General features: G+C 55.9%; 13 protein-coding genes and 6 pseudogenes. 6 read left to right on the top strand and 13 right to left on the bottom strand.

The window, feature by feature from the left end:
* Positions 1 to 82: 82 nt before the first annotated feature.
* Entirely contained in the window at positions 83 to 982 is a 900-nt protein-coding gene (locus IEI95_RS08585) for an AraC family transcriptional regulator (RefSeq protein WP_194416294.1), read from the top strand.
* Between the two features lie 557 nt (positions 983 to 1,539).
* On the opposite strand, the gene IEI95_RS08580 is transcribed toward IEI95_RS08585, so the two are convergent.
* The gene (locus IEI95_RS08580) at positions 1,540 to 1,686 is read right to left on the bottom strand and encodes a hypothetical protein (protein ID WP_194416293.1); all 147 of its coding nucleotides are present in this window, start codon (positions 1,684 to 1,686) and stop codon (positions 1,540 to 1,542) included.
* A 129-nt stretch (positions 1,687 to 1,815) separates the two neighbouring features.
* On the opposite strand from IEI95_RS08580, the gene IEI95_RS08575 reads away from it, so the two are divergent.
* A complete protein-coding gene (locus tag IEI95_RS08575; protein WP_041699667.1) occupies positions 1,816 to 2,127 on the top strand; it encodes a DUF736 domain-containing protein in 312 nt (103 codons plus the stop codon).
* 43 nt (positions 2,128 to 2,170) lie between these two features.
* On the opposite strand, the pseudogene IEI95_RS08570 reads toward IEI95_RS08575, so the two are convergent.
* From IEI95_RS08570 to IEI95_RS08555, 4 genes and pseudogenes are all read right to left on the bottom strand, one after another.
* Positions 2,171 to 2,290, bottom strand: a pseudogene (locus tag IEI95_RS08570) (HU family DNA-binding protein); the annotation flags it as partial.
* Positions 2,291 to 2,362: 72 nt separating this feature from the next.
* Positions 2,363 to 3,904 carry a group II intron reverse transcriptase/maturase gene (ltrA, locus tag IEI95_RS08565; protein ID WP_194415678.1) on the bottom strand — a complete coding sequence of 514 codons (1,542 nt, stop codon included), beginning with the start codon at positions 3,902 to 3,904 and terminating at the stop codon, positions 2,363 to 2,365.
* A gap of 610 nt (positions 3,905 to 4,514) precedes the next feature.
* Positions 4,515 to 4,682: pseudogene (locus IEI95_RS08560) on the bottom strand (HU family DNA-binding protein); the annotation flags it as partial.
* A gap of 83 nt (positions 4,683 to 4,765) precedes the next feature.
* Positions 4,766 to 5,038, bottom strand: coding sequence for a WGR domain-containing protein (locus tag IEI95_RS08555; RefSeq protein ID WP_156536620.1), 273 nt, complete (start codon positions 5,036 to 5,038; stop codon positions 4,766 to 4,768).
* Positions 5,039 to 5,094: 56 nt separating this feature from the next.
* Here IEI95_RS08555 and IEI95_RS08550 point away from each other — a divergent pair.
* A pseudogene (locus tag IEI95_RS08550) lies at positions 5,095 to 5,229 on the top strand (IS5/IS1182 family transposase); the annotation flags it as partial.
* A 377-nt stretch (positions 5,230 to 5,606) separates the two neighbouring features.
* Here the strand turns inward: IEI95_RS08550 and IEI95_RS08545 are convergent.
* The 7 genes and pseudogenes from IEI95_RS08545 to IEI95_RS08515 form a co-directional block, all read right to left on the bottom strand.
* Positions 5,607 to 6,194 (bottom strand): AP2 domain-containing protein, encoded by a 588-nt coding sequence (locus tag IEI95_RS08545; protein ID WP_234934189.1) that lies wholly within the window; start codon positions 6,192 to 6,194, stop codon positions 5,607 to 5,609.
* Positions 6,195 to 6,236: 42 nt separating this feature from the next.
* Positions 6,237 to 6,710: a hypothetical protein gene (locus tag IEI95_RS08540; RefSeq protein WP_070165767.1), complete on the bottom strand. Its 474-nt coding sequence runs from the start codon at positions 6,708 to 6,710 to the stop codon at positions 6,237 to 6,239.
* A 4-nt stretch (positions 6,711 to 6,714) separates the two neighbouring features.
* Entirely contained in the window at positions 6,715 to 7,704 is a 990-nt protein-coding gene (locus IEI95_RS08535) for a hypothetical protein (protein ID WP_234934188.1), read from the bottom strand.
* A 77-nt stretch (positions 7,705 to 7,781) separates the two neighbouring features.
* Positions 7,782 to 9,329, bottom strand: coding sequence for a DUF4150 domain-containing protein (locus tag IEI95_RS08530; protein WP_194416290.1), 1,548 nt, complete (start codon positions 9,327 to 9,329; stop codon positions 7,782 to 7,784).
* Positions 9,326 to 10,396: a DUF2169 family type VI secretion system accessory protein gene (locus IEI95_RS08525; RefSeq protein ID WP_194416289.1), complete on the bottom strand. Its 1,071-nt coding sequence runs from the start codon at positions 10,394 to 10,396 to the stop codon at positions 9,326 to 9,328. Before IEI95_RS08525 ends, IEI95_RS08530 begins: the two co-directional genes overlap by 4 nt.
* Before the next feature lie 10 nt (positions 10,397 to 10,406).
* Positions 10,407 to 12,637: pseudogene (tssI, locus tag IEI95_RS08520) on the bottom strand (type VI secretion system tip protein TssI/VgrG).
* Positions 12,638 to 13,018: 381 nt separating this feature from the next.
* Complete coding sequence (locus IEI95_RS08515; protein ID WP_420481787.1) at positions 13,019 to 13,408, bottom strand: WGR domain-containing protein; 390 nt, start codon at positions 13,406 to 13,408, stop codon at positions 13,019 to 13,021.
* Between the two features lie 226 nt (positions 13,409 to 13,634).
* On the opposite strand from IEI95_RS08515, the gene IEI95_RS08510 reads away from it, so the two are divergent.
* Both IEI95_RS08510 and IEI95_RS08505 read left to right on the top strand, forming a co-directional pair.
* Positions 13,635 to 13,844 carry a hypothetical protein gene (locus IEI95_RS08510; protein WP_070165788.1) on the top strand — a complete coding sequence of 70 codons (210 nt, stop codon included), beginning with the start codon at positions 13,635 to 13,637 and terminating at the stop codon, positions 13,842 to 13,844.
* Positions 13,825 to 14,064, top strand: coding sequence for a hypothetical protein (locus IEI95_RS08505; protein ID WP_071207362.1), 240 nt, complete (start codon positions 13,825 to 13,827; stop codon positions 14,062 to 14,064). Before IEI95_RS08510 ends, IEI95_RS08505 begins: the two co-directional genes overlap by 20 nt.
* A gap of 62 nt (positions 14,065 to 14,126) precedes the next feature.
* Here IEI95_RS08505 and IEI95_RS08500 read toward each other — a convergent pair.
* Positions 14,127 to 14,642, bottom strand: a pseudogene (locus tag IEI95_RS08500) (type IV secretory system conjugative DNA transfer family protein); the annotation flags it as partial.
* Between the two features lie 50 nt (positions 14,643 to 14,692).
* Between IEI95_RS08500 and IEI95_RS08495 the strand changes: the two are divergent.
* Positions 14,693 to 14,964, top strand: a pseudogene (locus IEI95_RS08495) (IS6 family transposase); the annotation flags it as partial.

Below are 14,964 nucleotides of genomic sequence, written 5' to 3'. Positions count from 1 at the left end.
CGCGTGTCTGATCCAGTCTAAAATTTGCACATTCCTGCCAACGACGTTGATCTAAAATTCAGCTCGTGCGACATCTGCTGCAATGAGCGATGCCATCCATACTTTGAGAGATTTTGTGGGAAAACATGCCAAAGGCGTTCTTACCAGAACTGGAATCCCTCGCGTCGACATCCTCAAGGTTACCGAGCCAACAGAGCTTTTCCCAGAAATCTATCAGCCTCTGGTTAGCCTTATCCTACAAGGTGAGAAGCGCCTGCTCGTTGGAAACCAGGTTCTGAAATATACCGCAGGGCAGACGTTTATCGGGTCTGTGGAGCTTCCCGTGGTCGGCGAGATCGTCGACGCAAGCGCCAGGGGTCCGTACCTCGCTGTCAGCCTAACGTTCGATCGCTCTTTGGTCGCCGACCTGCTACGCGACGACCGCAACCCGACGAAACTGGCCGACACGCGAAGTTTTTCCGTCAATCGCGCGAGTGACAGACTCATTGATGCCTGGCTCAGAATGTTACGCCTGATGGAGCAACCCGACGAGATTGCCGTGATGGGTCCGTTGCTCGAGCGTGAAATCCTGTTCCGACTTCTGCGTGGCCCGCAAGGTGCTGTTCTGAGACAAGTCGCTGGCATTGATGACCGGTTTGCGCAAATCAGAAACGCTTTGATCTGGATGAGGAAGGAATATGCAACCCCCTTCCAGGTAGAGGACCTTGCGTCTGCTGCAAACATGAGTCCCTCCTCCTTCCAGCGGCGCTTCAAAACTAGCACTGGCCTTTCCCCAATCCAATATCAAAAGCAAATCAGATTGTACGAAGCGCGAGGAATGCTGTTTGCCAAGCCGGGTAATGTTTCAGCAGTTGCACTCGCCGTTGGCTATGAAAGTCTTTCGCAATTCACCCGCGAATACGCACGTATGTTTGGGTCTCCTCCCGCTCGCGACATCAGAAATCTAAGGGCGAATTCGCCCGCAGCTCCGCCCTCGTATTGATCCGCCGCCAATATAGTAGGCGCGGCACTCGACTCGCTTGTTTGATCGTCAAGCGCTCCGGGCATGGAACTGAGTGGTACAGCTACACCAACGATCAGTCCTTCCCGGAGCTGCAACGACCCCTGATCGGCATCATTTTGTCTAGAACACAAAATAGGATTAAGGGATCAAGCGCCGCGGTCGGATATCATTCACAAGCTCATTTTGACTACGGGACATGTTTTCGTGCGATCGAGGGGAATCACCGAGCGAAGACGAGGCACATGCAGCCCTTATCGGCCGGCTCCCCGTGCCGGCGTCAATCAGGCCCACTATCCAAGCACAGGTCCAGACGACGCTGGAAATCCAGCTAGAGCTGCCCATGGAAGGATGGAGCGGAGTTCATTAAAGGTCATTGGGGCCCTGCGATGCCATGAGCTGGCCGAGGGGTGTGTATGCTTCCTTTCTTGGCGATGTCTCACATTCCACAGTTTGCTCTGAGCATTCGATCCGGGCTTGTGGGCGCTAGGCACATATCTTCATGGGTCACCACCAGCTGATGCCATTGCCGTACCCCTTTATCTGTCATCCGGCACGTCCAATGCGGTCTCGATGGGGCATGTCTGACCAAAGACCACCTCGCGATGCTCGGCTCGATCGGCATCCGCAACGGCCGGATCGTTTTCTTCCCCTGTGCGCTGAAGCGCCCATTCCTCGCGAGGCAAGAAAGCCTCTCCCTGGCCGTCCTCCACTGCGTTTCGGCCTTTCAGGTGCAGGCCGATCGTCCCCGGTCCTATCGACTGTCATCGAGGCCGCGATGGACGCGGCCCGAACAACCGAAAAGGATTACGACAATGGCAACCATCGGCTCTTTCACCGCTTCCGGCAACGGCTTCTCCGGCACCATCAAGACCCTCAACCTCAACGTCAAGGCAACCATCCGCGCCGTCGAGCGCACTTCCGAAAAGGGCCCGGACTACCGCATCCTCGCCGGGGCTACGGTCGAATTCGGCGCTGCCTGGAAGAAGACCTCGAACGAAGGTCGCGATTACCTCTCGGTCAAGCTCGACGACCCGAGCTTCCCGGCTCCGATCTACGCAACGCTGATCGAGGTCGAAGGCGAGGAAGGCCTCTCCCTCATCTGGTCCCGGTCGAACCGGGACTGAGACTGGATGCCCCGCCTTGCGGCGGGGCTCTCCACGTCAGGGATCACTTGTTCAGTGCATCCTTGAGGGCCTTGGCAGGCGCGAAAGTCAGCTTCTTCGAAGCGGCAACAGTCATCTTTTCTCCGGTCGCGGGATTGCGACCCTCGCGCTCAGGTGATGCTTGTCGGGTAGGAACGACCCGTTGCCGGGCCGCTCCTCCCTAAGAACTGTACGTGCGAGTTTCCCAGCATACAGCTCAAGCCTCCGCCAAGCCCTGTTTGACCAGAGCCGCCAGTTCCTGTGCATCGGTATGAGATGTGGAATCACCGGGCCGATCCGTAACTTCCGACGGCAGACCGCGCCTTCCGGCGAAGTAGCTGTCCCACATGGGATCGAAAGGATTCGCTTCGGCCCGGATTTTGCAGTGGCGACGTATCGGTACGTCGGACGCGTGGATGAGGCGGATGAACTTGAGGTTTCCTGCCTTATCCTTCATCCCTGCGCGGAATACCCAGTCTCGTGTACCTTCCCGAGCGAAGTAACGATACTTCACCCAGCGAAGCGGCTTGTCCGGGTGTCTACGACAGGCCCACTGCCAGAGACACTTCCAGATGAGATGATCGACCTTGCGGAAGGTCTCCTTCGCCACCTGGTTGTGATGATAATTGGTCCATCCCCTTATGACCGGGTTCAGCCGCATTATCAGATACTCCTGCTTCACATCGGCGGCACCCTTGATGATCGTCCGAATCTTGCGCATAAACGCCACCACGTTCTTTTTGGCGGGTTTGATGTGGGTATGCCCATCATATCTGCGCACGTTCCAGCCGAGGAAGTCGAAACCTTCCTCGACCCGCACGATGCGAGTCTTTTCTTCAGACAGAGACAGACCTCGTTCCGACAGAAAGTCCTCGACTAGAGATTTCGCCTCCTCAAGCACCTCTTTCGAAGCACCTGTGACGACGAAGTCATCGGCGTAACGTATCAAGTGGACCTTGGTCAGGCTGTTGCGACGTCTTGGGCCGTAGAAGTCCCGTAACATCTTTTCCATTCCGTCCAAGGCCATGTTAGCGAGCGTGGGCGAGATTATTCCCCCTTGCGGAGTACCCGCTTTCGTCGCGTGCCAATCACCATCCTGTATGTAACCGGAGTCCAGCCATTTCCGGAGCACCACCTTGTCCATGGGGATGTTGGCGATGAGCCAGTCTTTGCTGATTTCGTCGAAGCAACCAGCAATGTCCGCATCTAAGACCCATTCCGCCGTGCCTCGTCCGCGCAGAGCAATATAGCACTGGCGGGCCGCATCACGGGTCGCTCGAAACGGTCGGAAACCGTACGAATTCGGGTCTGCCGTCGTTTCCGCGACAGGTAGCAGAGCGAGCAGGTGAAGTGCCTGCATGGCCCTGTCCTTCATCGTCGGAATACCGAGCGGACGCAGTTTCTTGCTATTTGCTTTCGGGATATATACCCGCCTCAACGGCAAAGGATGATACCCACGCCGTTTGAGCGACAATAATCCTCTGACGCACTTACCCGGTGTGTCCCAGATGATCCGGTCCACTCCGGGTGTTCTCTTTCCCTGATTTCCAGTAACCCGTTTCACGGCAAGCGCTTTGCCGCTGAACGAGTGGGTCAGCAGCCGTTGCAAGGCTTTCACCTTGCCCCAGCGACCTTCCCTAACCGCCTTCGCAATACGCATCTGCAGCCGTCGCACGTGTTGGTAAGCCTTGCGCCAGTCAATCTGGTCCCAGCTCACCGCTTCGCGGGAGGCCGCACCAGTCACTGTTGTGACCGTCATTTGCCTGTCCTCCTGCCGAGGGTTCTGCACATTCTCTCGCGACGGGAGACCCGTCGGAAGTCTGCCCCCTTTCGGGCGGGGTGATGTTGGCGAGCCGCAACCCCTGTCCAAACCATTACAGTCCGGCGTTCGCTTTCTCCGACATCCTCTGCCCGCACCGCCAACAACTTTCCTTGCGGTCGGCCTGCCCGTTGCCGGGCGACGATACGGGTTTACCGTGTTTCACCTAAATAACGCGGGTGGGTTAGATCCTGCCTATCCGCCGGCGGTCCTTCGTCCGTGTGCCTCCAAAGTAAAGGGAAGCAGCCGACCGCACACCTTTTGGTTCAAGCCTGTCAGCATCTTTGGCTTGTCAAATTTCACGACGTTTATCAGCAGTTCATTTGCATTGATCATACCACCCAGCCTAGCGCCTCATCCGCACTGATGCTCGCAGAAGATGCCTCAGCCTCACGACATCGGCATGGCCCGAAGGCCCGGCTACATTGTCCCGACAGCTTCAAACCGGACCGTTACCAGTCCCGCATGTGCCGGTAGGCTACTGATGACGGAACATCAGGTTTGTCCCGGAATATAAATCCCGTACAAACAATTACTTAGGCAACTTTCACGTCGCACTCACCTTAAATTTGCCGAAGCCGGGGATTGACGTTTCCGCGTCGGAGCCTGCTGCATTGGCGATGGCCTGGAACACGGATTCGACGATGCCCTTGGCCTGAACCTTTGTCAGGCCGTTGTCGGCGGCGATCTTGTCGGCGATTTCATTGGTGGTGGTCATGGAAATTCCTTGCATCTTCTCACAAAAATAAAATCCGTGTCAGCTTATGAGCGGATTGTCATCGGCGAGGATTGGGACGAGGGTCAGATCCGCTGGATGTCCACAGGTCGTTTTGGCCGATAACCTCGTTTGGGCTTCTCGCGACGCACGTCGAGGAACAGGTTGGTGGCCTGGCGCTCATTGTCGAACAGACGCACCATCTGCTGTCCGCGCGTTCCGATCCGGCCCCAGGCGCGCGTAAGCGACACCTCTCCGAACAATGTCGGCTGAACAGCAAGCGCATAGAACCGCGCCATGTTCTGTTCCGGCGCGATACGCTCGACATAGATGTGGTAGGGCGCTGGTGCGGGGATCAAATTTCAATGTTCTGCGTCTATACGGCCCGGATCAAAAACAGGTTGATTGATCCCGGGTGCCGCACAAACATAACGCCGCCCGCCGCCATGACATCGGTAAGATGAAGTTCAAAGTGACGAACTGGGCGGAGTATGAAGCGGGTCTTCGCCGCCGTGGCAGTTTAACCCTTTGGATAACGCCGGAAGCAATCCGTTCGTCGCCAAGCCTTGACGGGAGAAACCGAATAAGCAGGGCCATGAAAGACCAAGTTCCGCACGTTTGCCGATCCCTGCACCAGCGCCACGTGCAATAAATGGTGATTTCGGTGCAAATTATTTGAGACAGAAGCGATCAAGCGACGCACATTCGTTGAGACAAAGTTCACAATCTCGGAGACAGACGCAAAATCGTGATACTTCGGCGCAAATTGTCGGTGTCTTTAAACTCGCCAGAAAAGACCAAAGGGTGGATGTACCCTTGCGCTGATTTCCGCAACGGGTCTTCTTGTGATTTTCTAACGCCGATATCGGTCTATTCATTACCACCAAAAACGGGCCGTTTTTCTGGTGGCGCTGATAACAATGCCTTCTAATCGTCGTTGTCGTCTCGGGTAAGCTTCTCATGAAGTTTCAAAGCTTGCGGGCTGCGTAAAGCCGGATCTTCTCCATTTTCGACAGCCAGGACCATGCGAATGCGTTCTTCTTCCGCCATGCGGCGGGCGGTCTCATAGCCGAATTTGCTGACGTTGAAGGTGCGCGTGAACTGTCGGCGGCGGCGCTTTCCTGCAGGGACCGGCGTGTTATCATCGAGGGCGATCTCAATACGAGCCATCCAGATACCGCTTTTATGCGCCCCGGTAGGTCCGATAAAATAGACGCCCGGCACGCTGCTGCCTTCTGAGCGATTTTTGCGCACCAACATGCGCATGTCATTGTTTGTCAATGGGGGGACGACCCTGAGAACGGCATCGCGATAGGCTTGCGCTATTTCCAGCGCCTGATCCTTGCCACCATAGGTGCTGTCACTGAAGGTCATGTGGATCGATTTTCCGCCACGGGAAAGATTGACCATCCAGGCATCTTGTCTGTGCTTGTCGATGTCCAGTCGATGAATCGCGTACATGGATTCGTCGTGAAAGCGCTCCTCTGGAGCATGTTTAGGTCGCGATCTGATCATTGTTATTGCCGTCCGATTTCGAGCATTTGACCAATAAAAGTCTCAGGCTGGCTGCCATTCTTGCGGCACCCCAAGGCGGGCCATAATGATCCGATCAAAACCAATCATGCCCTCATTAAACCGCAGCTCGATAAGGCGTCCCCCTTCCATGAAGAATGAAATCCGGCGCTCATCGGCATCGCCGCTCACATCGCCTGGTCCGGCTATATTACCGGACAGTTTCATGGTGGCGCTGGCCGGCGTCTCGTTTATCGGATCCAGGCCAAAGGGCATTGGCGAGGTGCTATCGCCTTCGGCGCTGACCAAGATGATTTCGTCTTGCCAGTTATCCAGCGATGTCCCAACTCGGCCGAATGTCAGGATGAGACCCCAGGATCGATCAGCCCTGGAAAATGCTCCGGGTTGCAAAGCAGGGTTCGGCATAGGCCGCCCAAGCTTCAGCATCGTCTCTTGAAGCCAATCGGCCATGTGATAGCAATTAATGCGTTCGAAAAATGCGTCCGCCAAACCCGCCATCGTCTCACCTCAACAGATCATTGCCAGGGAAATCGATGCGCTCCCAGTGCGTGCCGTCATAGCGCAGCAAGTCCTTGCGGCCCATGACCCATAGCACGCCGTCAACTGCCTCGACGGCGGAGACATCTTCGATGTCGGGCGTGAGGCCACAGCGCACTTGTTCGACATGGTGGCCGTCGAACACGAACAGCCCGCGAGGATCGGCATAGCTGGAGAGATAGAGACGTCCGTTGAACATGGTCATGCCATTGAAATCAGGCCAGCCATCGATTCCCCGCAGCGCGTCGAGATCACGGAACCCTGTCTTGTGATTGCCGACGAGGAAGTTCCCATCACGGCCAGCGACCCAGACGCGGTCCTCATTTTCCACCAGGGTGGAGAGGAGGCCACGATCCGCCTCCGTTGGGATTTCCGTGATTTTCTCTCCGTCATACCAATAGACGGTTTTCTTTTCCCCGGCAAAGTAGATGCTGTCTTCGGAGAGGCCGGAAAGGTCCCATAACATTTTTGACCAATTCGCCTCTTGAAGCTTCTGTTCCTTCTCATAGTTTTCATCTGTTTGATTTTCCGGCAAAGCCATTAGGCTACTCATCAAACTCAGCTCTGATTTTCGATCCATAATTGCATCGGGACCGTCAAAGAAATCCAAGTCCAAGGCCTGCCATTGTCCATCCGATGATCTCCGGTAGGTTTGCCCACCGTCACCACAAACATAAAGGTGATCGCCGATCTGCCTGATTTTGATCAGATAACCGAGCCTATGTTTTGTGCGAGGAGCCTTGGCAAGATCCAAGATTGTCTCACGATCCTTCGTGTGGAAATTGACGACTGTCCCGGTCTCACCCAACACGTAGAGGACACGGTGCGGACTACCTGGCTCGCGATATAGCGTCAAACTCGCCAGCGCGAAATCGAATGTCTCATAAGACCATTCCCCCGCATTGTACTGGCAGATGGCCGTGAACGGCGTAGCCAGTTCCTGATCGTCGGGCATGGTGCCGAGATAGACGATATCCCTGTTGACCGCGCAAAGGCGCGTGAAGCTAACCTGTTTTTTTGCCATATCGCCTCTTAGTGAACTGTTGCGCGAGCACCGGTTGACAGAAGATTATAAGGTTCTGTTCCTTCCGCAGGCGGCATGATGGTCGTTCGTCCGAGAATATTTGAACGCAAGGACGGTTGGGCATTGAGTGCCGCGTCAATTTCTTTCCTACATTCACCCGCCGTTGCTTTAACTGCCGCATCTCTCGAGATGTCTCTAATACTTGCAATATCTGCCGTTCCCTGCGGGGTACTCCATCCTGAACCTAACGCGGCGACCTTGTTATCCGCCTGATGTGCCAACCCGTGCTCACTCCCCGCATCTGCGGCATACCCCTTTAAACAAATCGACGGTCCCTGTCCGAAGGTTGGTAGGCCTTTGATACGCTTCTGGCCTTTCTCAGCCTCAGCACGATTGCCATACCGTAGCGTATAGTCGGGAACGATGTGGTGAGCTTGATAGCCTGCACCGCAGGCGACACCGCACACATTCTTGATGTCGTCATACGCACCGGTAATGCAGCGGCATTCACGCTTTTTCTTCTCACCTTTCACGGACACATTGTCCTTCGTCCTGCCAATCGGCTCCGGCGGGTATGTATCTGTCTCTGCTGGTTTGCCTTTCTTTTCCTGGGTTTCTTCCTGCCATTGTCTTTGTAGACGTTCCTCCGCAGTAGGATCGGAGGAGACCTCTTTGGCGTAGTCTGTGAAGGTTCCAGGATACCAGCGCCCGAAGTCGGTATTCTTGAACTTGGTCTCCATAGAGTTTCCAAGCGCTTCAGGTGTCAGCCCCTGCGCTTCGAGGTCTTTTTGATGCGCCTCTTCAAGCCGCTTTGGCATTCCCATCAACCGGTCAAAGGCCTCATTCGTCAACTCCATTTGCGCTCTTAAAAAAATGTTGGCGCCTTTAAGGATGCGCCACCAGCGGAATTTTGGTGGAGGCGTATTGGTCGGTGGTGTGGTCTTGGGTTGTGTTTGTGTTGGTTGAGGCGTTTGCGTCGGAGGCTTTTGGTCCGCGGGAGTCGATGGAGCAAACCGGGACTGGCCCGCATTTCCTGTGGCACCAGTATCCAGAAACGCATATTCCTTACCGGGTTCATAGGTGAAGGGAGCGGCGTCGCTCATCACCTGGCCCTGCTGGTTACCGGCGGATCTGTCCGGCGTTTCCTGTAGCGGCGGCGTCGGCGTATGACTTGGTGAATTTGAAGACCATGTCAGTTTGCCAATGGTATTTCTGTTGTTCATATACCATTCGTCGGTATCGCGCGTGGCCCATTGGCCCTCGATCCGTACGGTTTTCGAATGGGTTTTGCGGTGGCAGACGGAGCCAACGGTGTTCGACTTGATGCCAAGGCCGACGCCCGGCTCGTCGCCATAGCATGTCGTGATGATCGAGTTGTGTTTATGGGCGCGCTGCCCTGTCATCCGCACCGAAGCGGCTGTACCCGCATCGTCAGACTGGTAAGCGACGATGGTGTAAGGAACACAAGCCGTGGGGGATCGGCACACATCCGGATATTTCGAGATGACGAGGCCTTGCCGTGTATCCCGGCTCCCCTCGCGTGGCGGATAGCTCATGCCGCAGCCTCCGTCAGTCCATGCAGGCTGGCCCGGGGCAGATTGGCCGCTTCCTGATCCGCAAACGGCATGTCTGACAGGTTGATGCACAGAAAATTCGGGCAGATCGGCAGCCAGGCGCGCCAGGTCAGATCGATTAGTCGAGAATCATTACGAAAATCGATGTGGACGCCGTCGAGATTGAGCTGCACCATAACCTCACGTCCATCCCGCCAGCGATAGGTGGCGACGGGGCGCACGGCAGGCAGGGCGAATTTGAATGTTCCACCTCCGGGCGTCAGCCGCGCCATCTCGACAGTCTCGTCGCCCGCCAGAAAACCTGGATAGATCATCGACGGATGAGCCGACTGATAAAATCGATAGTCGAAATCGGCGGGAAGCTGCGGATGTCGATGCGCCTGCCAAGCGTCGTCATAAGTGCCCGCATATCTCTGGCGAAAATACCAGAATGGCGCCACCGGTCCGAGGCCTAGCGGCTTGCGTGCAAAAAATGGATCTGAATAGTCTTCTTCGGCGTCATCGATGCGTGGTGCTGGCACTGATGCGGATGACAACGCCTGTTCGGGCGTCGGCCTCGATACGCCTATCGGATTGCCGGGAACGCTGGGTGAACCCAGTCCTTCGATGTGGCCATCGCCGGCTGCCAATCGGTAATCAATCGGAACCTCGGTCGCCTCCTGTGGATCTGACAAGCGCCATTTGCCTGCGGTGCAGACCCAGGACCGTGTTCCTGTCACCCGAATGGCATGAGAAAGCTGTCCAACCTTAACGGCAACGAGCCAGTCCTGTTTGGCGCGCCCGTCCGGCGCATAGGCTGCACCGAGAAACGTGATGTCGCTTGCCGGTTTGAATGGAATGAGATCAGCAGCTTTGATCAGAGGCGAGGTATGGGGATTGCCGTCATACTCATCCACCAGCACGATATCCTGCCGGTCACTGAGCTGAAGAGAGCCGTCCGCGTTGACCTGATAACGTCCTCGCACCGCGATCACGCCCATATCCTCGCCATCGCGATGGGCTTGCTCGAAACCGATGGCAGCAAAGCGCGTGAGATTTTTCCCCAGCATGCACGCGCCCTCAGTTCAGATCGATGACTTCGCCGTTGATCTGGACATGTCCCGATGCGGCGAAGTTAAACTTGGTGCCGACGATCGTGACATTGCCAGCCTTGTCCATCATCAGCTTGGATTCGCCACATTTGATGATGAATTCCTCGCCAGCGTTGATGGTCATGGTGTGACCTACGGTGGTGTTCTTGTAGAGACCGATCTGTTCGGTTCGGGCAATGCCAATGGTGTCGGAGCGAAATTTTTCGATCACCGTGTTGACGATGCCGCTGATCGGCAGAATTTTGCCCAACAGTCCGCCAAGGGTCGATCCCGTCGATGCCTGCTCCGTGCCGGCTGCCGTTCTGAAGTTGCCGGCGTTGGTGACATCCGCATTCGCCGATAGAGATGCAACCTCCGCCGTTACTCCCGTCGAAGCCATGGCCCCGGCGAATTCCTGCAACAGACCGTGACCGATAGCGGACGAACCATTCTTACTGTCTATGCCACCAGCCGCCGCGATACTGGCAAGAGAGGCGAACAGAGAAGAGCTTGCACCTCCGCCAACGGTGACATTTTTAGACCCGCCGATTTTTTCCTGATGATTCTGGCCGACGTCAATTGATTTATTCTGCCCGATACTCTCGACCTGATGAGCGTCGACCCGTTTGACGCGATTATTCAACACTTTGATCGTCTGATCCTTCTGGGCATGGAAGAACATGTTCTCCTTGCCGTTCTCGTCCTCGAAGGTCATCTCGTTGAAGCCGCTACCTTTATGGGTGTTGGAGCGCAGCACCATGCGGGTCTTGTTGGCGGGCAGGTCGTAGGGCACCGGGTTTTTCGGGTTCGGCACCACGCCAATGACCAGAGGCCGATCCGGATCGCCATCAACGAATGACACCATTACTTCCATGCCGATGCGGGGAATGACCTGCGCACCCCAGCTGCCACCGCCCCAGGCCTGGGCGACGCGCACCCAGCAGGTATCACTGCCGTCCTTCTGTGCTTTTCTATCCCAGGGGAACCATAATTTTAATCGTCCGTATTGATCCGTGTGGATCTCCTCGCCCGATGGTCCGGCGACAATCGCCACCTGCGCACCCTCAATGCGCGGGCGTTTGGTCTCGCGGTGCGGCGTTCAGCGGAACGCGCGAGGGAATGGCCTCGAACGCATTGGCATATTCCATCTCATTGCTGGCCGTCTCATAGGAGCGATCAACGACCCAATGGTCATATGGGGTGATGACATGCTCTTCGTATTTATGCTCCGGATGCGGCTCCTCGTAAGGGGTGAACCGGCGTCCAGGTTCCAGGAAAGCGCACATTGGACTGGCCCGTCACCCGCTCATGATCAGCCTCCACAGCCTGCATCCGAAAGGTCTCGGCCACTTCGGCCTCTTTGACATCGGAGATACGGGCCGGATATTCGTAAAGCTCGCGCTGCTTGGCGCCCGGCATCTGGATCAGTGACGGCGTGACATTCAGCGGAACAGTGCTCGGCGTCTCGAAATTCCAGTCCGCACCGGCGCGCTGGCCAGGGACATAGGAGAATTGCCGCATCCATTCGTTGATATGGTTGCGATCCGAGGAGCCTTGGGCAAGACGCACATTCTGTTCGCCTTCTGCTGAGGCGATGGCGTGCTCCAGGCTACCTTGCTGTCGCTGACCTTCAGGCGGTGAACGCCTGTCTCGTGTTCAAACCAGTAGAACAACCCTTCTTGCTCGAAGCGACGCAGCAGATAATCGAGATCGGTCTCGTTCCATTGCGTTGAATATTCCCGCGACGGCGGCGTTCTATGCAGAGGGGCATATGCGGGGGCCGGAATGCCATGCTCAGAGAACAAGCGTCTCCATCACCTGGATGGCCGTCATGTTCTGCCAAATCCGGCAATCTGAGCGGCGCGACAGCAGCCACAGTTGCGGACGGATGGTCAGGGTGTAGGAGCGCAGACCCACGGGTGACTGGCGGGCCCTCGGAAAGGTTCGTCACCAAGTCCATTGAAAGGGCCGCCGCACGCCCTCGCCATCAAGCTCGCCCTGGCGGATTTCCAGGGACACATCGACGAGCTTGCCGATCAGCTCTTCTGGCTTGACTGCCTCACGCTTGGCGCGAACCGAAAGGGTGATCTCGAACAGACGATTGACGCCTTCGTCCACCATCATCCGCTCAGGCAAAAGCTGGTCTTCACCCAAGGGCGAGGACAGTTTCAGCACACGGCTGGCCTGAATGAAATCGGTCGGCGACAGAACGTCGTCCATGGAAGCCCCCAAATGTCGTTTTCAAAATCAACAGATCGTATTGCTGGCCACGCAATGGCTATTCTAATATTCACTCATGAAGTGTCGCAATCACGACATCGAATCTGAAACCTAGATCACCCTACCAAAAGGTCAAGGTCTCGGTTGTAGATTTTTGTCTGGTTGTGCGTTCGCAGCAATTCGCTTTAAACGGTCGCTTTTTGTTGAGCAACAGGCCAAAATCCAAGCATCCTGACCCATCAGTGCCATCAAAAGCTGCACACCCCTGCCGGAGTAAGTTCGAGGATCAATGAGCATGATACTCGAAATCAATCATGTGCGTTCATCGCAACGAATATGATTTCATTCTCATTTATTGCGCGCCACGACAATAAGGGGCAGCTATTCAGTGCGATTGACCTCGGAATAACCCCGTCGTTTCTTTGTGCGCTCCAGGTGGGAAACGGCCAAATCCGCGTCTTCCTGGCGATCGAAGGTTTCAATCATCGTCTGGCCGCCTGAGCCGATCCGGCCCCAGTTGCGAATAACTGATGCGCCACCAAACAGTGTTGGCTGGATTGCAAGCAAGTAGAAGCGTCGCATGTTCTGCGTCGTGTCAATGCGGTGAAGATGAACCAGGTCTTTCGCGTCTTTTTCCATGACCGCATTGTTGTTTCCTCTTGGAGCTGCGTCCAACGACTTTTCTGAATCGATACGGCTTGATTGATTCAAAGCCTTGATGAACCGCCGCTGTTGGACAATACCGAAATGGGCCAGGTGGTTTTGTCCCATTCGGGTTGCAGCGCGATCCCGCTGACAAATTCGCAATGACGGCCAATGTGCTCTTTTGCGGGCGCAAGATCATCCGTCGAAGATGGCACCAAACGCGCGGTGTCCCGGAATCTCTTGATAAGATGCACGGTCGAAGATGCCATGAGGATCTTCGATATGTCGTGTTGAGGCTTGACGTTCTCTATCGATGATGAGAACATAAAGTGAACATTGATCGGAGGCGACCATGAACACAGCCGACATTGCAATTCAAAACGCCAGGCAGGAAATATCCAAGATACGAGCCGCCCGTGAGGTCCACATGGCTCAACGCTTGGAAATGCAACGCAAGGCAGAGGCCATGATACGTCGTCCTCCGACATATATGGTAAGGAAATACGGCGGCCAGCAACTCACTCTCAACATCGGGGCGGGCCATGCAAACAAAGCCAATTGAACCCCAGGTTCATGATGAGGCGGCTCATCTCATCGCTTGGCACGATGGAGACGCGACGGCTGCCATCCGGACTTTGCTCAAAGATTGTCGCCATCTTCATGAACAGTTGCGGCTGGCGGCGGTTGCAATGGGCTGCGGATATACAAGAGGCTGGATGCCAACAGCCGAGCCGAAACACCTCGACGTCGAAGCGGCCTCGACTGGTTGCAAAGAAACGTAGCCGCGCCCAATGTGAACAAAACGGATAGGTATAGATCGCCCTGTTGACAGGAGCGTACCACGTCAGTCTTCATCCGACTTCGTAACTTTGGGTACGGCAATGGACGTTGTTGCCGTATGGGGGTGGTGGAACCTATTCTCTCCAACGCAGGCTTTCATGTCTTCGCGTCGAAACCAGATGGCGCGCCCGCAGCGTAGCGGTGCATTGCCAGCAGTAAAGACGATTTGCTCGTCGCTGCGCATGCGCAGAACCTCATGCGGCAGGATCAACGGCCGGCGGCTGAGCTGCTTTGATCGCGACCGTGACGATCCCTTCATTCCGGAAGTGCGATTGGTTTGGTCGACCTCAACCGTGGTGTCGCCACATCGCTTCGAGATGTAGTCTGCGGTATCAGGATCGTTGATCGCCGCAAATGATATCCACGACGCGGATTCGAACCATTTGGACGTCGCGTCCCGACCCCCATAAGCCTCGCGCATCTGGCCCAGCGACTGGAAGATCAGCGTCAGCGTGATGCCGTATTTGCGACCTGCATCGCGGGCGGTTTCAAGGATACGCAGATATCCGAGCCGGGCGACCGGCACTGTAAAGTTAACCTGGCATCGATCAACATTTGGGATCTTGTGGCATGACCAGATTTGCCCGTGATCCACTTTATCGTCGCCATCGATTTCCAGCCGAGGTGATTGCCCATGCCGTTTGGCTCTATTTCCGGTTTCCGCTGAGCCTGCGGATGGTCGAGGATATGCTGGCTGCCCGTGGCGTCATCGTCTCTCACCAAACCGTGAGGCTCTGGGCGGAGAAGTTCGGCCGGCATTTCGCCAATGACATTCGGCGGCGCTCAGCCGGCAGGCTCGGTGACACAATGGCACTTCGACGAGGTTGTCATCACGATCGCCG

Source organism: Agrobacterium vitis (assembly GCF_014926405.1).
Classification (GTDB): Bacteria; Pseudomonadota; Alphaproteobacteria; order Rhizobiales; family Rhizobiaceae; genus Allorhizobium; species Allorhizobium vitis_H.
The sequence above is the reverse complement of the archived record's forward strand: the minus strand, read 5'-3'. Positions and strand labels throughout refer to the sequence as shown.